The following is a 23,410-nucleotide window of genomic DNA, read 5'->3' on the forward strand; positions in this document are numbered from 1 at the left end:
AAGTAAATATAACATTGCCACTCTTCAAACGTATGTAAGAAACCCCTTCTAGCAATGCTAAAAGGGGTTTCTCCTATTTTTGCCAATGATTTAGTTCCTTTAACAATTCGGGTAGCTGCAATTTCTTGACATCGATAGGTGGCAATGCCTTAATAAACTCTTTCCCATATGACTTACTAGTAATGCGTCGGTCTAGGACAATAAAAGCTCCTTTATCCTGTGAAGAACGTATTAATCGACCAAAGCCCTGCTTAAACCTCATGATCGCTTCTGGTAAGGAAAGCTCAGTAAAGGAATTACGGCCTTGAGTAGCTAGATGCTTTGCCCTCGCCTTAAAAACAGGTTCTTCTGGTGAAGAAAATGGTAATCGTACGACAATGACAGAGGCCAGTGCATCTCCTGGAACATCTACTCCCTCCCAAAAACTGTTTGTGCCAAATAGAACGGCATGACTAAATTTTTGGAATGATTTTAGAATACGCATACGGCTACCGCCTGTAACACCTTGTGCAAATAGCATGTAATCATCTAATAGTTCACTATCTTGGATAAGCTCGACTGTTTTTCGTAGCATATCCTGTGCCGTAAAGAGTACAAAGCAACGCCCTTCTGTCATTCGAACAGTCCGCGTAATTGCATGGGCAACAGCCTCAATGTATTCCTCCTGGCTGACATGCTGAATATCTGGCATATCGGTGACGATAAATGCCTTTGCCCCAGCATAATAGGCTGGCGGAGCTTGGAGTTTCAAGACTTCTACATTATCAGAGATACCTAACTGGCGTGTAACAAAGCGCTCATTGCCTGGTACCGTTAATGTGCCTGATGTCCAAACAATACTTGCTTGCTGACGTAATGGTGCTAGTACTTGTTCAATTATTGGCGTTACATTGACAGGCTTCTTAAAGACATGGAGACTGCCAGGGACACTCCGTACATCAAATTCTAACCAAACAGAATTGCCGTCCTGTGATGACAGAAAAATATCGTCCCATTCAGCAATTTTTATCTTCACTTCTCGAATCCAATATTGCCATTCAGATAATACATATTGATCGTTTTTATCTAGCTGCTCAATCGCATTTTCGAACGAGTGCGTAATGCTAGTAGCAAGATCCAGCCATTGTTGGGTTAGTTTGCTTACTTGTGCAAACGATTCTTTCGCAAGTGAAACATCCTCTAAAAACAAGGTGCATTTACTACCTGCTTGTTTCCCTTTCATTTGTTGCTGCAATTTTTGAATAGTTCTCTGGATTGTTTCATCAAATGTCCGCTGCAAACGTATAAATTGTGCATCTAGATGCTGTAAATTTTGCATGGCCACTCGCTGTTTTTTCTTCGCTGCCTGGCAAAACTGTTGAAATAGAGCCGTGTCCTCCATCGTACCAATTTGTCCAAAAATATACTTCCACTGTGTATACGAGAAGACCACTTCATCCTGCTGCATAGCAGCCTGAATAAATTGATGCGCCTCATCAATAATCCAGCCATCTATTTCAGTAAAGAGTGGTGTTTGACGCACTAAATCACTTAAAACCATGGCATGATTCGTTACAATACAGTCAGCAACTACACTGTTCTTTAAAGCTTGCTCATAGAAATCAAAGCCCTTTGAAGGCTTGTCATTCGGTATTTTTCGGATTTTCTCTAAAAACAGTTGTCCACCACCAGAAACATTGAGCTCGCTCAACACACCTGTCTCTGTTTTGGTCAACCATACAAGTATTTGTAAAATAGTAAATGTATCATCATAGGATTCATCAGCATGTGCCATACATTGCTCAAAACGTTCGAGATCAATATAATGCTGCATTCCCTTCAACACACACAAATTCACTTTTGTCCCAAGGATTTTTTCGATCTTTGGTAGTTCTTCCTCTACAAGCTGTTCTTGTAAATAGGAAGTATACGTACTAATGGCTATCTTTTTATTGACAGCACGAGCAAATAAGATAGCTGGAAGTAAATAGCCAGCCGTTTTACCAATACCTGTAGAAGCTTCAATCACGCACTCCTGTTGTTCATGTAATGCCTGCCAAATCGTGTCCATCATGTCAAATTGTGCAGGACGTTCCTCAAAATTCGGCAGTGCCTTTGACATTAAAGCTATTTTCTCATCTACGGATTGAGGGTAGGCAATCGTTTCTGTCACATGCTCATGCTTATTTCGGCCATTACCAATCGCAAAATTACGGTAATAATGCACATTTTCGCGGCCCGTTGTATGCTGGCGCTTAATTTGCAACGCCTCAAAAAAAAGCTGAGAAATATTTGATTTCAAGCGAAATGAACGCTTATGCATCTGTTCAAGCGTTAGCTGTGGTAAACTTAGTAGCTCCTTCCAGCAATGCTTGAATAGCTCTGCTGTCGCGCGTGCATCGTCATCCGCTCGATGTGCATTTGCTAGCTCAATATTTAAATCAGCCGCTAAATCGCCTAGCTTAAAACCAAGGGACATAGGGAATAAAATTTTAGCCAGCTCCACTGTATCCATTTTTTTACCTTGCCACTTTGGAAGTCCAGCACGTTTAAACTCTGCTTGTAAAAAGGATAAGTCAAAATCTGCATTATGTGCGACAAATACACAGTCAGCAAGTAGCTCATATATGTAATCCGCATGCGCTTCAAATGGGAAGGCATCCTTTACATCCTCATTCGTTATATGCGTTAAATCTTGAATGAAGGTTGGAATAGCTTTCCCCGGATTAATAAACTTCGTATAGGTACGCTCAATTTCCCAATCCTTCATAATAACAATGGCAATTTGAATCATCCGGTCCCCATTGGCTGGTGAATGACCAGTTGTCTCCAAATCTACAATTGCATATTTTTGACTTTCCATCATACATCTCAACTCACAGTTCACATTAGATAAGTTGAATTTTATCATATAATGATCGCCGCGGCATCCTTTCTCCTCCTTTGTTGACTAACCGCATCCATACAAAAAAACGCAACCTTAGAGAAATCCCCTAAGGTTGCGTTGTGGAATCGTTATTAAGCGTTTACTCCAACAATGTTAAGCTTATTGTTTTTTGGCAACATCAACAATACGACCCTCTGTTGTTGTTTTCACTTCTTTAAGTGATAGTAATTGCTCTTGAAGGTTTTCCCAATCAGATAAGCCTAAATCTGTAACACGACCTTCTTCATATGCTTTAGCAAACATATCGAAGCCGTCTCCACCTTTAGCTGTGAAAGCATTTGTCGCCACTGTATACTTTTTACCATCTTCTAAAGCAACATATTTACCAGTCGCTTTATCTAAATATTCGATAGAAACAACACGTGAGCCTACTTCTTTTGAAGAGTCATATTGTAGTTTTGCTCCACCGATGTGTAAGAAGCCACCGTTTTCTTTTGGCGCATTTTTCAAGGATACTTCAAATGCTGCTTTAAGCTCTGCACCTGTAACATCCATTAATGCTAAAGTGTTACCAAATGGTAATACTGTAATCACTTGACCAACAGTAATATTGCCCGCTGGAATTGCAGCACGAATACCACCGCCATTTTGTAATGCCATTACAACTGTTTTATCTGTATATTTTTGTGCCTTTGCTAGCATACCGTCTGTAATAATATTTCCTAAAGCTGTTTCATTGCTACGAACACTGTTTAGATTGTCTTCAGTTGCACGTGGATTCGCTAATTCCTCAGCAATTTTAACACCGATCTCCTTGTTGCTAACTTCATTTACTTTTGCTGTAAATGGCTCAAGGATTTTCACTAACGCTTCATCTTCTACTACTTTACCAAGATCGATTAATTCTCCTTCATACTTCGTGACAATACCATTGCCATCAAATGTTACATCAAGTGTACCTAAATAATTTACATATTCATTAGCTTGTACGATTAATGTAGCATCTTTTGCTTCACCAACTGTATTTGTATCCACAACAAATGGTTTTTCTAGTTTTGTATGGTCATGGCCACCAACGATGACATCAATCCCTGGTACATTTTTAGCTAATAAAATATCATTATCTACATTTGGATTATCATTATAGCCAATATGTGTTAAAGCGATAATTTTGTTGACACCCATTCCTTCAAAGGCTGCCACTGCTTTTTTCGCTTCATCAATATAATTTGTAAATGTTATTTTATCAGGAGAAGCAATATCCATCGTTTCCTCAGTCGTTAAGCCGAAAATACCTACTTTTTCTCCATCAATTTCTTTCACAATACCAGAATAAATTTTACCATTCTCAGGCTCACTTGAAACTAAATCTGTAAATAAGCCTGTGAATTTAGCATCTGCTGAGAAATCAGTATTAGCATCTACAAATGGGAATTTAGCGCCTTTAACAAAATCCGCTAATGCTTGATGGCCTTCTGGTGATGAACCTAAATCAAATTCATGGTTACCAAATACCATTGCATCAAAGCCAATTTCATTTAATAGTGCTAGGTCTGCTTTACCATGGAACTCGTTGAAGTATAGTGTACCACTAAATGCGTCCCCAGCATGTAACGTTAAAACATTTTTCTTCGTTTCACGTTGTTCTTTCACTGCTGTCGCTAATTTTGGTAATTTATCTGCACGAGCATGTGTATCATTCACATGTAAAATCGATAATGAGAATGCATCTTCTGATTCAGGAGTTTCTGGTTTTTCTGGTGTTTCTGGGTTTGATTTTGTTAGAGCTTCTGCAATGAATGTTGCCAGTTGTCCACGTGTAACTTTTTCACTAGCCGCATGATTTTTTGCACTTTCTAGCTCTGGTAATGTTGGAATTGATGCTAAGATTTTTGCTAAATCACCATGTGTAATTGTTTGGTTTGGACGGAAAGTATTATCTCCATAGCCTGTAATGACATTTAATCCTACAAGGGCTGCAATTGAGCCATAATAAGGATTTGATGTACTAATATCCGTAAATTTTGGATCCACTACTTCTTTTGTATCCAATTTTAATGCGCCTGCAATCATTTTTGCAGCTTGTCCACGTGTGACATTTGAATCTGGTTTGAATGTACCATCTGGGTAACCACTAATAATCCCTGCTGCATAAAGTGTAGCAATGCTTTCAAAATCTGCATGACTTTCCTTTACATCCGAAAAAGGACTTGCTGCTGATGCTGGTACTACCGCTACCGCTGTTACAGCTAATGCTGCCGCAGTAACTGTTAAAAATTTGTTACGTTTATTTTCCATGACAAATGATACCTCCACTAGTAAAATGATGTACTAACAACTAAATTCTACATAAATATGACGCAAAATACTAGAACATTTGTAAAATTATAATTTTATAAACTAGTTTAATAGTAATAAAAGCAAATTTTTGCCAGTAACTTTTGGTATAAACGTAATCGCAAAAAAGGAGGATTGGCTATGCTTTGCCATCCTCCTTTCTAGTATTAATTTATACTATTGCTGAATTCACATCACCGTTGCCTCTGGCTCGTGTGCGATCATTTCCTTAATCGTGTTGCCCTCTCCCATGATGGCTACAGTTGGTTGATGGTCTTTAGCCTCATGATTATCTACATACACATAGGAAATAATGATGACAATATCACCACGCTGTACAAGTCTTGCTGCTGCGCCATTGACACAAATGACACCTGACCCTCGTTCACCCGCTATAATATATGTTTCAAAGCGAGCGCCATTATTATTATTAACGACATGTACTTTTTCGTTTGCCAGCATACCTACTGCATCTAAAATATCTTCATCTATTGTTATGGAGCCTACATAGTTTAAATCTGCCTGTGTCACTGTTGCACGGTGGATTTTACTATTCATCATCATACGAAACATTTTATAATCCCTCTTTCACAGTAAAAATACAATTATCAATTAAACGTGTTTTACCTATATAAACAGCTGCTGCCAACAAGACTTGCTGTGTTGTAGCTGTCACTGGTGTTAAATCGGGGTAGGCTAATAATTCAATATAATCAATTCGGCCATGTGTTCTTGCCTGAATATGAGCTTTTGCTTTAGCAAGTGCGCTATCAGCATCACCATTCGCTAAAAAGCTATCGCGTGCCAACTGCAATGCTTCATTGATCGCTGGAGCCTCTTGTCGCTCTGACCCACTTAAATAGACATTACGTGAAGATTTTGCTAAACCGTCCTCTTCGCGTACAATTGGGACAACACGTATTTCTAAAGGGAAATTAAAGTCACGTACCATCGTCGCAATAATCGCAACCTGCTGCGCATCTTTTTGCCCGAAATAAGCTCGATTTGGCATTGTTAAATGAAATAATTTAGAGACAACCTGTAAAACACCATCAAAATGACCAGGGCGACTCGCACCACAAAGAATCGTGGCCTGCTCACCTGCATGTAGGCGAATCCCTCCATCTTGGGGATACATTTCTTCCACATTTGGTGCGAACACAATATCCACACCGACAGATTCAGCTAATGCAGTATCTCTAGGCAAATCACGAGGATAACTTTCAAAATCTTCATTTGGTCCAAATTGCGTTGGATTGACGAAAATACTCATTACAACGACATCATTTTCTGCACGAGCTGTTTGTGCTAATGTTAAATGACCCTCATGTAAATAGCCCATTGTCGGAACAAGTCCAATCGTTTTTTGAGACTGCTTAGCTGCTTGAATTTCTTTGGCTAATGCCTGTATCGTCGTAACGACCTTCATCATTTAACGCCTCCATATAGCTGATCTAACGCTTCCTCTTTCATTGTGAAGAAATGCTTTGGAGCAGGGAAAGTACCCGCTTTCACCGCTTCTACGTAACGAATCATACCCGTGCTTACCTCTTTGCCCATATCAGCAAATTGTTGAACAAATTTCGGTACATGGTGCGAACCGTAGCTTAGCATGTCATGATACACGAGCACTTGTCCATCAGCCTCAACTCCAGCGCCTATGCCGATGGTTGGAATAACAAGACTAGCTGAAACGATCTCTGTCAGCTGATGAGGAATACATTCTAACACGACTGCACATGCACCAGCCGCTTCGCATTGTTTTGCTTCTTCAAGCAGTGTAGCAGCCTGCTCAGCTGTTTTTCCTTGTACCTTATAACCACCAAGCACGCCCGCTGATTGAGGCAACAAGCCTAAGTGAGCTACTACTGGAATACCAGCTGACGTTAATTTACGAATGACAGGTATAACCTCTCCTGCCCCCTCAACCTTTAAAGCATCTGCTCCTGTTTGCTGCATCATCGAAATGGCTGTTTTTAGTGTCTCATTGACATCGCCATGATAAGAACCGAATGGCATATCAACGACCATAAACGTATCCTTTGCCCCTCGTCTTACTGCTTTTGCATGATGAACCATATCCGCTACAGTCACAGGCATTGTAGAATCATAGCCAAGCACGACCATTCCAAGTGAATCCCCGACTAGTATCATCTCAACACCAGCTTCTTCCGCGAATTTAGCAGCTGGATAATCATAGGCTGTTACCATCACGATTTTCTCGCCTGCCGCTTTCATCTTTAAAAAATCTGTTGTCGTTTTCATTTTGTAGTCCTCCTTTTTTAAAGGAAGAAAACAGAAAAACCCTTCTGTGTCGAAAATGGACAGAAGGGTAGTGTGTCGTTCAATGATAAAAAGACCCCATAAAGAGGCAATAGCTTGCAAAATGAAAGCTATATTTGAACGTATCGTTTTCTTCCGTCCCTGTCTAAAAGATCAAGGCAGATATTTGGTAGTATAGTCTATTGCGTTTTTGAAGGTGCCGTTCACAATGGATACTGCCCTTCGCACATACTATAACAGATTTTCCTACTAATCTTCAAATATTATTTTCTTACAATATCTTCGTCTAACAACATTGGAAAAAATTTTCTTTTAGAATTGACATTCCATGTTATACGTCATATACTATCCCCATACTATATGCCATATAATATAAAATGAAGTATAGGTATTACATGTGAGGTGAAAAGATGACATTTCAGCTTGGTTCAGCTTTACTTGATGCTTGTGTACTGGCTATTGTTGAGAAAGAGGACGCCTACGGTTATTCTTTAACACAGCAGGTACAATCAGTCATGGAGATTTCAGAGTCTACACTGTATCCTGTATTACGCCGCTTACAAAAAGCGCATTACTTAACAACGTACGATCAGCCTTATCAAGGTAGAAATAGACGCTATTATCAAATTACAGAGCAAGGACGTATACGATTATTAGAGCTATTAAAAGAATGGCAAATGTATAAGGAAAAGGTTGATTGTGTACTTTTAGGAGGGAATTTAGATGGATAGAGCAAGCTATTTGAAACAGCTACGAGGAAAATTACGTCGGCTTCCTGCGCATGAGTTAGACGCTGCGCTTGCCTATTATGAAGAATACTTTGAGGAAGCTGGAGAGGAAAATGAACATCAGGTCATTTCACAACTTGGCTCTCCTTCACATGTCGCCTCACAAATATTAGCTGATTTCGCATTAAAGGATTTAGAAACCTCCTCGGCAAAATCAACAAAAAAGAATATGTCTGCCATTTGGCTCATTATTCTAGCTATACTGTCTGCGCCCCTTTCATTGCCATTACTTGCAACAGCCATTGCACTCATTTTTTCATTTGGCGCAGTCATTATCAGCTTAATCTTTGCTATTGTCGCAACTGTTATGAGTATTTTTGTCGGTGGCGTTGTGGCGATCATTTCAGGTTTCTTAATTTTAACAGAGCATTGGCCGACTGCACTGCTTTTTATGGGTGTCGGGTTAATCGTAACGGGCTTGGGAGTCTTACTGTTCCCAGTTGTTGCTCGTGTTATCAAGAAAACCGTTGTTGTCTCTGTTGAAACATTAGGCAGACTATTCCACAAAATGACAAAGAAGCGAAAAAAGGGGGACTTCTAAAATGACGTCAAAAAATACCCTTATTGCCATGACAATGATTGCATTAGGCATTCTACTTGCATTGATTGGCTATTTTTCAGGGGGTCGCTGGCTGATTCTAAAAGATTCAGAGGGGCTTTACGTCCCAAGTAATACTAAATTAATAAGTCAGTCACATGCTTTAGATGCATTCACAAGTATTAATATCGTAAATGATTATGGAGATGTGGAAATTGTTGCAAGTGATAGTGACTATAAATTAGACACAAAGGTCCTTGAGCAAGAAGATGTAACATATCATATTGATAACGGAACTTTAACCATCAAAACAATGGCAAAGAAAAAGGATGGTATTCAATTTGGCTTCGGTAACCTTTCTTCCCCTTCAATCAAACTCTATGTCCCAAAAGATACAAAAATAGAGGCGATTGTGATAGACAGTAATTTTGGCGATACAGCCATTCATGGGCTACAGTATCAGCAGCTTCATCTCATCCAGGATTTTGGAGATATTACTTTCAATAACTCGACTGGTGACAAAACAGAGATTAGGCAGTCCTTTGGTGATTTGACGCTTCAGAAACTTACTAGTAACGGCTTGACTATTGAGAGCGAGCATGGAGATATCGATATAGATGGCACATTAAATGGCCAATCAACCATTACCTCAAGTTTTGGCGATACAACGCTTCACTTACAAAACAAACAAAGTGATGTAGGCTATGCTCTCAAAACAGATTTCGGTGATGTGACCATTAATGATGAAGAACAAAGTGGCACCGTGACTCAAGTAACGAAGGGTGAGCACCAACTGAATGTTTCCTTATCACATGGTGATATAGATGTGTCACTAAAATAAAGAATAGACAATAAAAGAAGCTGCAAGTATGAACGTTACTCGCAGCTTCTTTTTATAATAGTTTGATGTCTCCCGCATAGATCGTGCGAATCGTTCCATCATCCTGCGTCAGCTGTAGGACACCATCGTCTGTAATGCCACTTGCAACCCCTTCAAAACGTTCGCGTATCGTCGTTACCTCAATACGTTGACCAATTGTACAGGACAATTGCTGCCATAGTGTTTTTAGACTCGCAAACCCCTCTTTGACATATAGCTCTGTAAACTGTTCTAAATAGTGTAAGATAGAGGCCACAAGTGCTGCACGATTGATTTCTTCCCCTGCCTCTAATCGTAATGAAGTGGCAATATCCGCGATTTCAGGTGAAAAGTCAGCTGCTGCTTGGTTCGCATTTATGCCAATTCCAACAAGTAAAGCTTGCACAAGATCCGCCTCAGCCTGCATTTCTGTTAAAATACCCGTACATTTTTTTCCATTAATCAATAAATCATTAGGCCATTTAATCGCTGGCTCTACATGTTTATATAAGGTTTTAATGGCCATCGTGACAGCTACTGCCACCACAAGTGTATAGGATGAGGCCTGTTGGGGCGTAACATCTGGCCGAACAATAACGGTCATCCAAATACCTGTCCCATGTGCAGACTCCCAAGGACGAGCCATACGACCACGCCCCGCTGTTTGCTCCTCACCAATGATAATCGTACCGTGTGGGGCTCCTTCCTGTGCAAGCTTATGTGCAATCGTTTGTGTAGAATCAACTACATCATAATAATGGATCTCACGTCCAAAATGCTCTGTCTTTAAAAAAAGCTCAATCTGTGTAGGGCTCAAGCTATTTGGTACGCCTGTCAATACATACCCCTTTTTCTTAATTGTTTCAAATGTATACCCTTCCTCTTGTAATGTTTGCATATGCTTCCAAACAGCGGTTCTTGAGACACCAAGAGAATCTGCTAACTCCTGACCTGAAACCGCTTCTCCATCAGCAGCCAATATTCTTTTTAAAATTTCGTCCTTTATGGAATTTGTCATCTTCACATCAATCCTTTAGTTAACTGTACTCTTGTTATGTAACTTATTTTGTCTTAATCATACTGTAAATTAACGTAAATGACCACCAACGATGGGGAATTTAATAAAAGCCATCTCCCGAAAATGAGAGACGGCTTTTGACTATCATGTATTTGGCTTTAAGTAAGATCCTGCTGCTCAAGCCAGCTTTTAATCTGTTGTCGATCATTTTGAAGCTCATGATGAAGAATGGCTGTCAGCAGATCCTCCAATGTGGCTTTTACCCACGGTCCACCTTTTTTGCCAGACCATTTCAGTAAATCAGCCCCATTCACCACTAATTCTTGCTTATGTTGAATCGGTAGCTTTGCCTGTAATTCTCGAATAGATTGTTGAGGGATTGAAGCATCTAATTGGAGAAGTCGTGCAAAATATTGCGCAGCCACTAGTTCTTCCTCTGTATAGATAAAATAATGACGATTTGTCCAACCATCTTTTAAAGCCTCAAAAGCGGTTAAAACGGATTTAATAAACGCCATTTCCTTATTAGATAATCGATAATCGCGCACTACCTCACGCCATGCCGTTCCTTGTAGTAAGGCAAAGTATGCCCAACCAAGAAGAGCATCCTGTGTTTGGAAATTACGCCATTGCGCAGCTTGAAAATCACCTGTTAAATAGGCCGCTAATCCGCTGTCCTCTAGTTTTTGTATACCCCCAAAAACGGTTTGTCCTACCCAAAGCTTATCAAGCTCTGCTTTAATGCGTTCTTTTGCAATAAAGGTCAAATCAGCAGCCCTTTGCTGGATGGCTGCTAATGTATTCACCTCAATCGTAAAATCAAGCTGTGCAGAGAAGCGAATCGCTCGTAACATCCGTAGAGCATCTTCTGCAAACCGTTTTTCTGCCTCTCCTACCGCACGGATCACGCGCTTTTCAATATCTTGACGTCCACCATAATAATCTACAAAAGAGCCATCACGACGCATGGCAATGGCATTCATCGTAAAATCTCGGCGTTGTAAGTCCTCTTTTAGAGATCGAACGAAATGGACATTCTGTGGTCTTCGATGATCTGTATATTCCCCATCTGTCCGATAGGTAGTCACTTCCACAGGTCCAGCGGGTACGATAACAAGTACCGTCCCATGCTGAATCCCAATATCTACAGTTTTTTGAAACACAGTTTTTACTTCTTCAGGCAAGGCATTTGTAGCCACATCTACATCATGGGCAGGACGATCGAGTAAAGCATCTCTTACAGCTCCACCAACAATAACCGCTTCAAAGCCTGCTTGTTCTAATTGTTCAATGACTGAATAGGCTGCTTGCCATTCTTTATTGTTTTGCATGATTTCTTTCCGCAACCTTCTCGTACAGATTTTCATATTGTTCCACAATTTTGGATGAGTGGAATTTTTCACTTACTGCACGGATGGCCGCTTCTCGGAAGCGCAGTAATTGTTCCTCATCTTGCAATAAATGGGTTGCATACTCCGCAACTGCATCTGTATCCCCTAATTCTACGATATAGCCATCTACGCCATGCTCAATGACTTCAGGAATACCACCTACGTTTGATCCAATACAAGGTACACCACAAGCCATCGCCTCTAACAACACCAGTCCAAACGATTCTTGCTGTGATAATAATAGCTTAAGATCACTAATCGCATACAGTTCAGCTAAGTTTTCTTGTTTCCCTAAAAATAAAACATCCTTCATATACGGACTTCCTTTTACTTGGTCCATGACACGATGCTTTTCTGGGCCATCCCCTACTAATAAGAGCTTTGCTTTCATGTTGGCACGGATTTTCATAAAGGCGTCTACAATGTGTGGAAGGTTCTTTATTTTACGGAAGTTGGATACATGAATGAGGACTTTTTCATCTTCTTGAATACCAAATTGCTCTTTTAAGTTTCCTGAATTTCGTGGGAAGTATTCGCGTTCATCCACAAAGTTATAAATCGTTTCAATTGGTTTTACTGTATCAATCAGTTCATAGGTTTGTTCTTTTAATGCCTGTGACACGGTTGTCACAATATCAGATTTATCAATCCCATACTTAATGGCCTGTGAGAGCGTAGAATCTTGCCCAAGCACCGATATATCTGTACCATGAAGGGTTGTGACGATGCCAATGTCTCGACCGCTCATTTCACGTGCTAGCACCGCACATACTGCATGTGGGATAGCATAATGCACATGCAGCACATCCAACTCTTCATCCTTGATGACGTCTGCCATTTTACTCGCTAATGCAATATCGTATGGAGAATATTGAAATACTGAATAATTATTAACTTCGACTTCATGGAAAAAGACGGTTGGATAAATTTTATTCAATCGAAATGGTACGCTTGAGGTGATGAAATGAATTTCATGTCCTCTTTCTGCAAGCATTTTGCCTAATTCTGTTGCGATGACACCAGAGCCACCAACTGTAGGATAACAGGTAATGCCGATTTTTAGCTTTTTCATTCGATGATCATCCTTTCTGAATCACGTCTTTTGTTAATTTCGTCTTTCTTGTATCAGTCTCCAATCCACAAAGCCTTCTTGTAGGCCTTTTAGTAATATTTCTGCTGTTCCCATATTTGTTGCCAGTGGCACTTGGTAAACATCACAAAGACGGATTAGTGCAGAAACATCTGGCTCATGTGGTTGTGCTGTTAATGGATCACGGAAAAATACCACCATGTCCATATCATTATTGGCAATCATTGCACCAATTTGTTGATCGCCACCAAGTGGTCCTGAACGAAAACGTGTAACCTCCAAACCAGTAGCTTCGATGACACGTTGTCCTGTTGTACCGGTAGCATATAGCGTGTGTTCTTGTAAAATATTTTGGTAAGCAATAGCAAACTGTACTAAATTATCTTTTTTACGATCATGTGCAATCAATGCGATTTTCATATAGCTTCCATCCCAATCTTTAGATGATGTTTTCTAAACCATAAACAAGCTGATCCATTTTCATAACCTCTTCTATGCAAAAAGCAACACCAGACATAAAAGAATTACGGTTTAATGAATCGTGGCGAATCGTTAGTAGCTGCCCATCCCCTCCAAATAATACTTGCTGGTGTGCCACTAATCCAGGTAAACGTACGGAGTGAATGCGCATACCGTCAAAGTCTCCACCTCTTGCACCTTCAATGGTTTCTTTCTCTTCTGGATGTCCTTGTGCCTTTGACGTACGGACTTCTTGTATTAACTGTGCCGTTTTCACCGCCGTTCCAGATGGTGCATCAAGCTTCTGATCATGGTGCATTTCTATAATCTCTACATCTGGTAAGTATTTGGCCGCTTCTTTTGCAAACTTCATCATTAGGATAGCACCAATCGCAAAGTTTGGTGCAATAATGCAACCTAACTCTTTTTCTTTGGCCATGGCTGATAATTCCTCTAGTTGTGCATCTGTAAATCCTGTTGTACCAATTACAGGTCGTACATTTAAATTCAGTGCTTCCTTCGTATGTTTGTAGACTGCATGTGGATTAGTTAAATCCACTAGTACATCCGGTGCAGTTGCTTCTACAAGATCATGCATTTCTGTAAATATAGGCACTGTATAGCTTGCTGGAAACATATCTAAATCAGCTAAAGTTTTTCCTACTTCCTTATAATCTAGTACAGCTACTAATTCCATTTTGTCATGTTTCATGACCGTATGTACAGCCTCAGCTCCCATTTTTCCTCTTGCTCCCGCAATAGCTACACGAATCGACATCATTCTTCATCCTTTCTAGTCCAACGATCCTTATCTCTAGTTTCAAATTTATGTATGACGCGTAAAAGTGCTTCATCTAGTTTAATACCTTGGGCATTTGCAAAACAGACAAGTACAAAGAAAAAGTCTCCTAGCTCCTCTTCTATACTGTTTGTATCCTCAGTACTCTTTTTCTTTTTTTGTCCATAGACATCCTGAACTTCGCGTGAAAGTTCACCTAATTCTTCTGTTAGACGTGCAAGTAATTCGAATGGTGGAAAATATCCTTCTTTAAATTGACCTATATAGTCATCGACACGCTGTTGTAATGCTTGCATTGTTAGTTGATCTGCCATAAAAATCACACTCCTATTTACCATCGTATAAAATTTACACCATTGTTGTCAAAACCAATAAAATGTCAGATAATAGATAACACTACTTCATTTGTTTGGAACTACAGGAGGTCAAATGCTAAAACAGATTAAAATTCGTAATATTATCGCGATTATGCTCGGAGCAGCCGTTTTCAGCTTCGGCTTTGTTCACTTCAACATCCAAAATCAACTGGGTGAAGGTGGACTAAGTGGGATTACACTCATACTATATTTTACATTAGGATGGGACCCCGCCTTAATGAACCTGTTATTAAATATTCCCATGTTTATCATAGGTTATCGATTACTTGGAAAAAAATCATTTGTCTATACGCTTGTCGGCACTTTATCCGTATCTCTTTTTCTAAAAATTTTCCAAAAATATCAATTTACTATCCATTTAGAGGATGACATGTTGCTTGTGGCACTTTTTGCTGGTGTCTTTGTTGGATTGGGACTTGGGATTGTCTTTCGTTTCGGTGGCACTACAGGTGGTGTCGATATTTTGGCACGACTAGGGCATAAATATTTTGGCTGGAGTATGGGGAAAACCATGTTTGTCTTCGATGCCATTGTCATCATCCTTTCTTGGCTGACGTTCTTGGATGCCCGTTCGATGATGTATACATTAGTAGCCGTATTTGTTGGAGCCCGTGTCATTGACTTTGTACAAGAAGGTGCCTATGCTGCTCGTGGTGCGCTCATCATATCGGAAAAGTCTGGAGCCATTGCTGAAACAATCGCTCTTCGAATGGAGCGTGGTATCACAATTTTAGAAGGACATGGTCATTTTACCAAACAACCTAAAGAGGTAATCTATTGTGTGATTGGTCGCAATGAAGTTGTACGGTTAAAATCTATTGTGCATGAAGTTGATCCTCACGCATTTGTTTCCATCATTGAAGTACGAGATGTGGCAGGAGAAGGCTTCACACTAGACGATCAAAAGCAACCCCTTCATTAAGCATACGAAGATAAAAAACTTGCTATAGTGGTGCACCACTATAACAAGTTTTTTCTTAGTCGTCGCTACGCATATTGGTAAAAATTAAAATTAAACGTAATAACTCTAGTACAGCTACCGCTGCCGCTGCTACATAAGTTAATGCTGCAGCACTTAATACTTTTCGTGCTGGTCGTTCTTCTTCATTTGTAATAATACCAAGTGAATTCATTTGAACTAATGCTCGCTTCGAGGCATCAAACTCCACCGGAAGTGTCACTAATTGGAAAACAACACCTGCTGCTAATAATATGATACCTAATAGCAGGAAATTCGTACTACTTGCAAAAATACCAATCATTACGAAAATCCAAGACGCATTTGAAGAAATATTTGCTACTGGGACTAGCTTACTACGTAATGTAAGCATCGAATAAGCTTCTTTATGTTGGATGGCGTGACCTACCTCATGGGCAGCAACCGCAGCACCTGCAACACTTGCTTCATAAAAGTTACTTTCTGATAAAGCCACTGTTTTGGTTGCCGGATTATAATGATCAGACAACACACCTTGCGTTGGCACAACTCGTACATCATATAAGCCGTTTGCATCTAAAATCGCACGCGCTACCTCTGCACCAGTTTGCCCCTTCATTGTACGTTGCTTTGCAAATTTATTATACGTACCCTTTACCTTCATTTGAGCATAAAGTGGAAGCAGCATAATAATCACAAAATAAACAATATACATGCTCGTTGACAATTTTCTAACCCCTTTCTACCTCGATACTATAATTCTATAATTTATACCCTAATTCGGCAAATATTTGCGCCACCTAATTGAGAAAATGGCAAGTAAAATACATGCAATTGATAACCAGAATGTAAAGTAACCAATATAGCTTGTGTAATTGGCTAAATCTCGATACATAGGCATTTGCCCAAATACATAGTCAATGACATCATTATGCAGTGTCCAAACAGCTGCTATCACAACATGCCAATAAGTGAAGACATATTTCTTCATATATAGTACAGCTTGTACAGCCATGGCAAAATGTGAACCAACTAACATCCACCCCTGCCAGCCAATAGAACCTGTTTCAATTAATGTCCAAATATTCATCACATCTGCCCATAAGCCATATTTCACCAACGTAACAAGGGCAAGTACTTCCATTAATGGCCAGCTTTTCCCCATAATCCAAGCAAGCAACACAAAACAAAAGAATAAACTGGCTGTCGGGCTATCTGGAACAAATATATAAAAAATAGGCTCTGTGATGGCGAGCTGCCACCCATACCAATAATAGCCATAAATTGTACCTAGTAGATTAATAATTAGCAGTGCAATCAAGAATGATTTATGGGTCAGAAGGTACCAAATATTTGCTCTTGTTAGTTGCATGATGTTAACTCCTTCCGATAAAAACAATCCATTATTTATGTATAGTTGTGAAATTCTAGAGCTTTACTCTACCTTTCAATTGTATCTCACCATCAATATGTGTTAATTTATTGTTTTAATTCGCTTACTTGTTTCAAGAATAAATGTTTTTTCGACATCTTTCGCTAAAATCCTTTATACAAGGGAACCTTTTTGTATGGCTTCCAGTCCCAATAGTATAACAAGGTAGAAAAAAAAGAGCCAGTTTCCTGACTCTTTTACTATTACTCTGCTTTTAAGCTTTCGATGAATTCAGCAAGTTTTTGAAGATCTTCATCTGAACCTGTCCATAATCCTGGTGGCATTTTACCACTTTCAGAACCATTATGAGCAATGTCCTTAATTTGATCAGCTGTTAAACCAGTGTTCATTAGAGATGGCGCACCAGCTCCACCTTCTAAACCTTCACCGTGACATGTAATACATGCAGAACCAGCATAGATTTTATAACCTTCTGATTCTTTATCGAACTCAACAGTTTCTACGATTGCACCCATAGCTTTTTGAGCTTCCCAGTCGTGGTTAACAACTGACTCCCAAGTTAGGTAGAACATAGCAGCTAAAGTTAATAACATAAACGCTGTTGGCAATGGACGTTTAGATGGACGACGTTCTGGACCCTTGTCTAAAAATGGCATTAATAATAGCGCTCCAAATGCAAGACCTGGAATTACAATAGCTCCGATTACATTGTATGGACCAGAAGCAAATGAGTATTTTAAAAGTTGATACATAAATAAGAAGTACCAGTCCGGTAGTGGTGTATATGCTCTAGTTGGATCTGCCGGCCCTTCAAGTGGTGACGGGTGAGCGACAGTTAGTAATAAGTATCCAATTAAAAATACAGCACCTACCATCCATTCCTTCAGTAAGAAGTTCGGCCAGAAAGCTTCCGTCTTACCTGGATATTCGGAATAATCCTTTGGAACGTTCGGCATTCTGTGATTCGCTTTAATACGAGAATCGCCGACAAATTTCATTCCTTTTCCGCGATGCATAGTGTCCCCTCCTTTTAAAGATCATCGAACCGTCAAGACAATTACAACGGTCCTGAAATTCCTTGACGACGAATCATGATAAAGTGCGCTGCAAGTAACCCAAACAATACTGCAGGTAAGAAGAATACATGAATCGCAAAGAATCGAGTTAACGTTTGAGCACCAAGAATCGTTGTGTCACCCGCTAATAATACTTTAATCATCCCACCGATAAACGGTACAGATGCTGCAATTTCGATACCTACTTTAGTAGCGAATAATGCTTTCATATCCCATGGTAATAAGTATCCTGTAAAGCCAAGACCCATCATTACACCAAAAATACCTACACCAACCATCCAGTTTAACTCACGAGGTTTTTTATAAGAACCTGTGAAGAACACGCGAAGTGTATGTAAGAACATCATTACGATAACTAATGAAGCCCCCCAGTGGTGCATACCGCGTACGATTTCACCAAATGCTACTTCGTTTTGTAAATAATAAACTGATTTCCAGGCATTCACAACGTCTGGTACATAGTACATTGTTAGGAACATACCAGATAGAATTTGAATTACTGTGATGAAAAATGTTAATCCACCAAAGCAGTAAACGAATGCTGAAAAATGATGTGCAGGGTTAACGTGCTCTGGCACTTCGTGGTCGGCAATATCACGCCAAATCGGTGTAATATCTAGGCGTTCATCGACCCAATCATAAATTTTATTTAGCACAGTTGTCGTACCCCCTTACTTATTTAACTAGAGTATTTGCTTTTGCTGGACCAATCATTAAATAGCCATCTTGTTCTTTTACTTCAAATTCATCCAACGGACCTAGAGGTGGTGTACCTGCAATGTTTTTCCCGTTTTTCTCATAACGACCTGCGTGACATGGGCAGAAGAATTGTTCTGGGTGTGCAGAATCTCCATTCCAGTCAACCATACATCCTAAATGCTTACAAACTGGTGATAGAGCAATGATTTGATCGCCATTTTTATATACCCACGCTACGTTTGTAACGTCCGATTTGTACCATGCATCAACTTGTTCGAATGAAAAGTCAACTTTAACAGGTTCATCAGTGAGATCAGCGATTTTATGCTCTGTTTTTACAAAATCTCCACCATCATGTTTTTGTAACACTGGATCAATTGCGAATCGAAGCATTGGCATTAACATGCCTGCCGCCATAAATCCACCTACACCAGTAAGTGTATAGCTTAGAAATTGACGACGTGAAACTCGATTATTACTCATTATTTTCCCCCCTCTAACTTAAAGGTCAGTCCAACGGACATACTTTTACAAATAGTAATACTAGGACATATATATGATATATCAAGTCCATAGCTTGGTCAATATAGCATTCTGTGGAAAGCTGGAGAATGTGAACATTTATTGAAACTAATTGTTAAATCTGTGCCCATTTAGTCGAAAGCATTGGAATCACTTGACGCAATTGATCTTCTAGAATGGATTTTTTCACACTGGCATCCATACTTTCTAACGGAATCGCTGGTAACCAAATCATATTGACTACCTCTCCACTCTTTGTCCAATAATGGTCACAAGTAATGAAGAACACATGCTTAAATCCAGCATTATGTAATTGTGCTTCTAATTGCTGTGGTAAATCATCGTTTTTTAAAGTTGTCATATAAGAAAATGGTGGCATGACTAGTAGTCGTCCTTTAAACTGCTGCTCTATAAAAGAAGTTAAAGACATGACAAAATCTACCTCGGCACCACTTTGTTTCATTTTTTCAGAAGAGAGATCAATGGATACAAGTGGAACAATCGCGGTATCAATAAAATCTTTTTGTGCCATAAACGATGTAACATCGTTTGCATTAAAATACATTCAACAAACCTCCTTTTATCGCAAAATAAAAATGTCCTTTTCCACTCTACAATAGGATACCCAATTAAAAGTGAAAACAATCATTCACTAGTAATGTTACCATATTGAAATGGATAAAGGACATTCAATTTTTACCTATAATTAACGTAAATTAGCCGTTTCCTTCAATGCTTGTAACAAATTAGACAATTCATAAAAACGCGCTTCATCTCCCTGGTCGAGGGCTTCATCAATTTGTGCGAGTAATTTCTCTTCTTGGAATACGAGTAAGCTATTGGAAAGCAGCTCTTCTGCCAGTATACGATCTTTTTCACTGACGAGCAGTGTTTCTGGCATATAAGGGTTTTCTTCAAGAACTGCTAAGTATTGTGCACTTGGTGGTATATTAGGAAAATTCAATTGTATATACATATCTTCTTGTTCATGTAAGCGTAAATCATGGAAAGACTTCTCAGCATCTGCCGTCATCACATTGCCTTTATAGAAACGAAAAGGCACACCTGTTGAGTCTACTGTCGACATCACCATTGCCCTAGGACAATAGTGAGCTTCTTCCACAAAGCGGATTCTTTTTAATAAGTCATCATTACTTAATAAGTAATTTAAAATCCATACACACTCACGACGTTTCAATTGATAATTTTTTAAAAACCATCGAACAAATGCTTTTTTATCAACAACTGATACAGAAGCAGTCATACCCACTCCCTCCTTTACTCAAATTCTAAGGTTTCTAACTTCTCCTGCCACTCTGGTTCACCCGGTTGAATGTTGATTAATTGTCTAAGAACCTCTTTTGCCTCTGAACGCTTTCCTTCTTCTAATAAAAAGTAAACATATTTTTCTAAAAATGTTGCGTCTTCCTTAAAATCATTATATGCCAAACGGTAAAATTCGTATGCACGGTCGTACAATTCTAAATTTTCATATGCCTCTGCCGCAAAAGGGTATAAAGTGCTCCATTCAAAATCATTTTGCTGTAATGTCTCAAATAGCTCGATCACATCCTCATGGCGCTCCTGTTGACCAAACACAGAAATAAGTGCCAGTACCGCTTCCATATATTCAGGATCGAGCGCTATAGCTTCTCTCAGATGTTGCTCAGCTTCTTCTGGCAAACCATTTTTCAAGGCCATTTTACCAGCGAATAAGTAAAGTGATTTATCATATTCATCACGCTTTAACCCCTCTTGAATGGCCGCATACGCTTTTTGATTATCCTCTGTCATTGCATAGCTCTCCGCAAGCAATAAATAGGCTGAGAAGTAATCAGGATCTAATTCTTTCAATTCCTCTAGTTGTTTAATAGCCATCTCGTATTTTTGTGACTGGAAGGCTGAATAAGCAGCACCAAATAAAATATCGGGCTTTACTTCATCGTCAAGGGCTTTGACATAATAATCGAATGCCGTCTCATAGGCTGCCCCTGCACGATAAACCTCCGCTAGTCGTTCGACAAGTGGAATACCAGCAAATTCATTTTGCTGCTCATATAAGTCCTCATACAGTCTTGCTGCCTCTAAAAAACGGCCTGTTTCAAATAAAAGCTCGGCTTTTGCAAAATGCAATAATGGCTCGTCTGGTAAAATCGCTAATGCTTCATTTATACGCTTTTCTGCAACCTCAAATAACCCTTGCATTTGATAATAATCGGCTAACACCAATAACGCTTGTGGATATTCTGGGGAGGTTTCTTCAATTTCTAATAATAAATCTAATGCTTCATCTTCATTACCAAGCTCCATTAGGACATTGGCATGATCTATTTTTAACTGTGCTTCTTCTGGGAATAAAAATTGCAAATGCTCCAGCACACGGTCAGCTTCCTTCATGTACCCATACTGCATAAAAATCTCCGCTAGTGCATAGATCTCCTCGGGTAGCTCCTTCATTAAAAATGATTCTAGTAGCTGATCTATTAATGCTAAATCCCCTTGTTCAAGTGCTTGCATCATTTCAGTCATCGCATTGTTCACAGTCATTCACCTATTCTTTCGTTGATACCTTTATGCTACAAAACATTTACTTCTGAAACAAGAAAAAACTCCCCAAAAGCTTGGAGAGCCTCTCTTTAATTGTTACTTCACTGCCTCAATATGCTCAAAAAACGATGGGTAGGATACAGCAATACATTGTGCATCATCTAGTGTAACAGCTCCGTCTGTTATTAAAGCTGCAACAGCACCCATCATGCCGATACGATGATCGCCATATGTTTGAAGGTTTGCTCCTTTTAAAGGCGTTGGTCCCTCAATAATCATACCATCTTCTGTTGCTTCGATCTGGGCACCAAGTTTCTTCAATTCAGTCACAACAGCCGTGATACGGTCAGTCTCCTTCACCTTTAGCTCCTCGGCATCTTTAATGATCGTTTGACCATGTGCTTGCGTAGCGAGTAATGCAAGGATTGGAATTTCGTCAATTAAACGAGGAATAATGTCCCCCTCAATTACTGTACCAGTTAAAGAAGAGGTCGCGATTTGGATTGTTGCTGTAGGTTCAGCTTGATTATCGTCATTCGGCGTTACCGTCATCGTGGCGCCCATTTTTTGCAGCACCTCAATAATGCCATCACGTGTTGGATTAATGCCCACATTGTTGAGTGTTAGCTGACTATTTTCGCAAATGGCTCCTGCCACTAAGAAAAAGGCAGCCGATGATATATCTCCTGGCACAGAAACATGCGTCCCATTGAGAGCTTGTCCTCCTTCAATGGATACTACGCCATTATCTACTTCTACATGTGCACCAAATTGACGCAGCATTCTCTCTGTATGATCTCTCGAAACATCCATTTCTCTAACAATGGTTGTTCCTTCAGCACGCAAGCCCGCTAGTAAAATAGCAGATTTCACCTGTGCACTTGCTACAGGCATCTTGTAATCAATGGCTTGTAATTTTGTTCCTTGAATGGCTAGTGGTGTATATTGCCCATCTGCACGCCCTGTAATTTGTGCACCCATCTGACGCAGTGGATCTATAACACGTCGCATTGGTCGTTTTCCAATGGATGCATCTCCTGTCATGACAGAGTGAACAGTAGAACCAGCTAAAATGCCTAGCATTAAGCGTGTTGTTGTACCAGAGTTACCCGTATATAACACTTCTGTCGGCTCCTGCCAGCCTTCCATCCCTGGACTATGAATGGTTACATTTGTCCCTTCCACCTCAATCTGAACGCCAAGTTTCTGGAAGCAATCAATTGTACTTAAACAATCTTCACCTAGTAAAAAGCCCTCTACTGTCGTTGTGCCACTAGCAATGGCACCAAACATCACAGAGCGATGGGATACAGATTTATCGCCTGGAACGGTTAAAGAGCCCTGTAAAGAAGGCTTGTTGTATTGCAATACTTTTTCACTCATGAACTTTATTCCCTCCAATATGAAGATAGAAAGCGCCGAAATGCCGAC

24 protein-coding genes are annotated in these 23,410 nt (G+C 39.7%); 4 read left to right on the forward strand and 20 right to left on the reverse strand.

Annotated features, from left to right (window positions below; genetic code table 11):
* Positions 1–73: 73 nt before the first annotated feature.
* The 5 genes from dinG to panB form a co-directional block, all read right to left on the reverse strand.
* Entirely contained in the window at positions 74–2,845 is a 2,772-nt protein-coding gene (gene dinG / locus CD31_RS11100; protein WP_036077664.1) for an ATP-dependent DNA helicase DinG, read from the reverse strand.
* Between the two features lie 180 nt (positions 2,846–3,025).
* Complete coding sequence (locus CD31_RS11105) at positions 3,026–5,164, reverse strand: 5'-nucleotidase C-terminal domain-containing protein (protein ID WP_036077667.1); 2,139 nt, start codon at positions 5,162–5,164, stop codon at positions 3,026–3,028.
* A 228-nt stretch (positions 5,165–5,392) separates the two neighbouring features.
* On the reverse strand, positions 5,393–5,776 hold the full coding sequence (gene panD / locus CD31_RS11110) for an aspartate 1-decarboxylase (protein WP_036077669.1): 384 nt from the start codon (positions 5,774–5,776) through the stop codon (positions 5,393–5,395).
* 1 nt (position 5,777) lies between these two features.
* Positions 5,778–6,632, reverse strand: coding sequence for a pantoate--beta-alanine ligase (panC, locus tag CD31_RS11115; RefSeq protein WP_036077715.1), 855 nt, complete (start codon positions 6,630–6,632; stop codon positions 5,778–5,780).
* Complete coding sequence (panB, locus tag CD31_RS11120) at positions 6,632–7,468, reverse strand: 3-methyl-2-oxobutanoate hydroxymethyltransferase (protein ID WP_036077671.1); 837 nt, start codon at positions 7,466–7,468, stop codon at positions 6,632–6,634. Before panB ends, panC begins: the two co-directional genes overlap by 1 nt.
* 428 nt (positions 7,469–7,896) lie before the next feature.
* Between panB and CD31_RS11125 the strand changes: the two genes are divergently transcribed.
* The 3 genes from CD31_RS11125 to CD31_RS11135 are packed head-to-tail and all read left to right on the forward strand — an operon-like array spanning position 7,897 to position 9,653.
* Entirely contained in the window at positions 7,897–8,217 is a 321-nt protein-coding gene (locus tag CD31_RS11125; RefSeq protein ID WP_004232706.1) for a PadR family transcriptional regulator, read from the forward strand.
* Positions 8,210–8,815 (forward strand): DUF1700 domain-containing protein, encoded by a 606-nt coding sequence (locus CD31_RS11130; protein ID WP_016992608.1) that lies wholly within the window; start codon positions 8,210–8,212, stop codon positions 8,813–8,815. The genes CD31_RS11125 and CD31_RS11130 overlap by 8 nt, the downstream gene beginning before the upstream one ends.
* 1 nt (position 8,816) lies before the next feature.
* Positions 8,817–9,653 carry a DUF4097 family beta strand repeat-containing protein gene (locus CD31_RS11135; protein ID WP_036077674.1) on the forward strand — a complete coding sequence of 279 codons (837 nt, stop codon included), beginning with the start codon at positions 8,817–8,819 and terminating at the stop codon, positions 9,651–9,653.
* A gap of 52 nt (positions 9,654–9,705) precedes the next feature.
* Here the strand turns inward: CD31_RS11135 and CD31_RS11140 are convergent, their stop codons facing one another.
* The 6 genes from CD31_RS11140 to CD31_RS11165 form a co-directional block, all read right to left on the reverse strand.
* Positions 9,706–10,689, reverse strand: a complete 984-nt coding sequence (locus CD31_RS11140) for a biotin--[acetyl-CoA-carboxylase] ligase (protein ID WP_036077677.1) — start codon at positions 10,687–10,689, stop codon at positions 9,706–9,708.
* 158 nt (positions 10,690–10,847) lie between these two features.
* Positions 10,848–12,020: a CCA tRNA nucleotidyltransferase gene (locus CD31_RS11145; protein WP_036077679.1), complete on the reverse strand. Its 1,173-nt coding sequence runs from the start codon at positions 12,018–12,020 to the stop codon at positions 10,848–10,850.
* Entirely contained in the window at positions 12,007–13,152 is a 1,146-nt protein-coding gene (bshA, locus tag CD31_RS11150; protein ID WP_016992614.1) for an N-acetyl-alpha-D-glucosaminyl L-malate synthase BshA, read from the reverse strand. The genes CD31_RS11145 and bshA overlap by 14 nt, the downstream gene beginning before the upstream one ends.
* Positions 13,153–13,185: 33 nt before the next feature.
* Entirely contained in the window at positions 13,186–13,590 is a 405-nt protein-coding gene (gene mgsA / locus CD31_RS11155) for a methylglyoxal synthase (protein WP_036077680.1), read from the reverse strand.
* Between the two features lie 19 nt (positions 13,591–13,609).
* Positions 13,610–14,407, reverse strand: a complete 798-nt coding sequence (gene dapB, locus CD31_RS11160) for a 4-hydroxy-tetrahydrodipicolinate reductase (RefSeq protein WP_036077681.1) — start codon at positions 14,405–14,407, stop codon at positions 13,610–13,612.
* Positions 14,407–14,742 carry a nucleotide pyrophosphohydrolase gene (locus tag CD31_RS11165; protein WP_036077682.1) on the reverse strand — a complete coding sequence of 112 codons (336 nt, stop codon included), beginning with the start codon at positions 14,740–14,742 and terminating at the stop codon, positions 14,407–14,409. Before CD31_RS11165 ends, dapB begins: the two co-directional genes overlap by 1 nt.
* 115 nt (positions 14,743–14,857) lie before the next feature.
* On the opposite strand from CD31_RS11165, the gene CD31_RS11170 reads away from it, so the two are divergent.
* Positions 14,858–15,727 (forward strand): YitT family protein, encoded by an 870-nt coding sequence (locus CD31_RS11170; RefSeq protein WP_004232676.1) that lies wholly within the window; start codon positions 14,858–14,860, stop codon positions 15,725–15,727.
* 55 nt (positions 15,728–15,782) lie between these two features.
* Here CD31_RS11170 and CD31_RS11175 read toward each other — a convergent pair whose 3' ends face one another.
* The 9 genes from CD31_RS11175 to aroA all read right to left on the reverse strand — a co-directional run bounded on the left by CD31_RS11175 (position 15,783) and on the right by aroA (position 23,362).
* Complete coding sequence (locus CD31_RS11175) at positions 15,783–16,457, reverse strand: zinc metallopeptidase (protein ID WP_036077718.1); 675 nt, start codon at positions 16,455–16,457, stop codon at positions 15,783–15,785.
* A gap of 60 nt (positions 16,458–16,517) precedes the next feature.
* Complete coding sequence (lhaT, locus tag CD31_RS11180) at positions 16,518–17,114, reverse strand: lipoprotein heptaprenylglyceryl N-acetyltransferase LhaT (protein ID WP_036077683.1); 597 nt, start codon at positions 17,112–17,114, stop codon at positions 16,518–16,520.
* Positions 17,115–17,377: 263 nt separating this feature from the next.
* Entirely contained in the window at positions 17,378–18,151 is a 774-nt protein-coding gene (locus CD31_RS11185) for a menaquinol-cytochrome c reductase cytochrome b/c subunit (RefSeq protein ID WP_016992617.1), read from the reverse strand.
* 41 nt (positions 18,152–18,192) lie between these two features.
* The gene (gene qcrB / locus CD31_RS11190; RefSeq protein WP_004232663.1) at positions 18,193–18,867 is read right to left on the reverse strand and encodes a menaquinol-cytochrome c reductase cytochrome b subunit; all 675 of its coding nucleotides are present in this window, start codon (positions 18,865–18,867) and stop codon (positions 18,193–18,195) included.
* A 19-nt stretch (positions 18,868–18,886) separates the two neighbouring features.
* Positions 18,887–19,393, reverse strand: coding sequence for a QcrA and Rieske domain-containing protein (locus CD31_RS11195; RefSeq protein WP_036077685.1), 507 nt, complete (start codon positions 19,391–19,393; stop codon positions 18,887–18,889).
* 154 nt (positions 19,394–19,547) lie between these two features.
* A complete protein-coding gene (locus tag CD31_RS11200; protein WP_036077688.1) occupies positions 19,548–19,997 on the reverse strand; it encodes a DUF2487 family protein in 450 nt (149 codons plus the stop codon).
* Positions 19,998–20,138: 141 nt separating this feature from the next.
* Positions 20,139–20,696: a ReoY family proteolytic degradation factor gene (locus tag CD31_RS11205; RefSeq protein WP_004232655.1), complete on the reverse strand. Its 558-nt coding sequence runs from the start codon at positions 20,694–20,696 to the stop codon at positions 20,139–20,141.
* 14 nt (positions 20,697–20,710) lie between these two features.
* A complete protein-coding gene (locus tag CD31_RS11210) occupies positions 20,711–21,979 on the reverse strand; it encodes a tetratricopeptide repeat protein (protein WP_081977494.1) in 1,269 nt (422 codons plus the stop codon).
* A gap of 96 nt (positions 21,980–22,075) precedes the next feature.
* Positions 22,076–23,362 carry a 3-phosphoshikimate 1-carboxyvinyltransferase gene (gene aroA / locus CD31_RS11215; RefSeq protein WP_036077690.1) on the reverse strand — a complete coding sequence of 429 codons (1,287 nt, stop codon included), beginning with the start codon at positions 23,360–23,362 and terminating at the stop codon, positions 22,076–22,078.
* Positions 23,363–23,410 lie beyond the last annotated feature (48 nt).

The sequence above is a fragment of the Lysinibacillus boronitolerans JCM 21713 = 10a = NBRC 103108 genome (genome assembly GCF_000772935.1).
In the GTDB taxonomy this organism is placed as follows: domain Bacteria; phylum Bacillota; class Bacilli; order Bacillales_A; family Planococcaceae; genus Lysinibacillus; species Lysinibacillus boronitolerans.

What these genes read in the sequence shown, in the direction of transcription:
- CD31_RS11195 (WP_036077685.1), bottom strand. Translation starts at nt 19,393, where the DNA reads ATGAGTAATAATCGAGTTTCACGTCGTCAATTTCTAAGCTATACACTT.
- CD31_RS11165 (WP_036077682.1), bottom strand. Translation starts at nt 14,742, where the DNA reads ATGGCAGATCAACTAACAATGCAAGCATTACAACAGCGTGTCGATGAC.
- dapB (WP_036077681.1), bottom strand. Translation starts at nt 14,407, where the DNA reads ATGTCGATTCGTGTAGCTATTGCGGGAGCAAGAGGAAAAATGGGAGCT.
- CD31_RS11170 (WP_004232676.1), top strand. Translation starts at nt 14,858, where the DNA reads ATGCTAAAACAGATTAAAATTCGTAATATTATCGCGATTATGCTCGGA.
- panB (WP_036077671.1), bottom strand. Translation starts at nt 7,468, where the DNA reads ATGAAAACGACAACAGATTTTTTAAAGATGAAAGCGGCAGGCGAGAAA.
- CD31_RS11145 (WP_036077679.1), bottom strand. Translation starts at nt 12,020, where the DNA reads ATGCAAAACAATAAAGAATGGCAAGCAGCCTATTCAGTCATTGAACAA.
- CD31_RS11125 (WP_004232706.1), top strand. Translation starts at nt 7,897, where the DNA reads ATGACATTTCAGCTTGGTTCAGCTTTACTTGATGCTTGTGTACTGGCT.
- CD31_RS11200 (WP_036077688.1), bottom strand. Translation starts at nt 19,997, where the DNA reads ATGTATTTTAATGCAAACGATGTTACATCGTTTATGGCACAAAAAGAT.
- panD (WP_036077669.1), bottom strand. Translation starts at nt 5,776, where the DNA reads ATGTTTCGTATGATGATGAATAGTAAAATCCACCGTGCAACAGTGACA.
- mgsA (WP_036077680.1), bottom strand. Translation starts at nt 13,590, where the DNA reads ATGAAAATCGCATTGATTGCACATGATCGTAAAAAAGATAATTTAGTA.
- panC (WP_036077715.1), bottom strand. Translation starts at nt 6,632, where the DNA reads ATGAAGGTCGTTACGACGATACAGGCATTAGCCAAAGAAATTCAAGCA.
- CD31_RS11140 (WP_036077677.1), bottom strand. Translation starts at nt 10,689, where the DNA reads ATGACAAATTCCATAAAGGACGAAATTTTAAAAAGAATATTGGCTGCT.
- lhaT (WP_036077683.1), bottom strand. Translation starts at nt 17,114, where the DNA reads ATGCAACTAACAAGAGCAAATATTTGGTACCTTCTGACCCATAAATCA.
- dinG (WP_036077664.1), bottom strand. Translation starts at nt 2,845, where the DNA reads ATGATGGAAAGTCAAAAATATGCAATTGTAGATTTGGAGACAACTGGT.
- CD31_RS11210 (WP_081977494.1), bottom strand. Translation starts at nt 21,979, where the DNA reads ATGACTGTGAACAATGCGATGACTGAAATGATGCAAGCACTTGAACAA.
- CD31_RS11205 (WP_004232655.1), bottom strand. Translation starts at nt 20,696, where the DNA reads ATGACTGCTTCTGTATCAGTTGTTGATAAAAAAGCATTTGTTCGATGG.
- CD31_RS11185 (WP_016992617.1), bottom strand. Translation starts at nt 18,151, where the DNA reads ATGCATCGCGGAAAAGGAATGAAATTTGTCGGCGATTCTCGTATTAAA.
- aroA (WP_036077690.1), bottom strand. Translation starts at nt 23,362, where the DNA reads ATGAGTGAAAAAGTATTGCAATACAACAAGCCTTCTTTACAGGGCTCT.
- bshA (WP_016992614.1), bottom strand. Translation starts at nt 13,152, where the DNA reads ATGAAAAAGCTAAAAATCGGCATTACCTGTTATCCTACAGTTGGTGGC.
- CD31_RS11175 (WP_036077718.1), bottom strand. Translation starts at nt 16,457, where the DNA reads ATGTATATTGTTTATTTTGTGATTATTATGCTGCTTCCACTTTATGCT.
- CD31_RS11130 (WP_016992608.1), top strand. Translation starts at nt 8,210, where the DNA reads ATGGATAGAGCAAGCTATTTGAAACAGCTACGAGGAAAATTACGTCGG.
- CD31_RS11135 (WP_036077674.1), top strand. Translation starts at nt 8,817, where the DNA reads ATGACGTCAAAAAATACCCTTATTGCCATGACAATGATTGCATTAGGC.
- CD31_RS11105 (WP_036077667.1), bottom strand. Translation starts at nt 5,164, where the DNA reads ATGGAAAATAAACGTAACAAATTTTTAACAGTTACTGCGGCAGCATTA.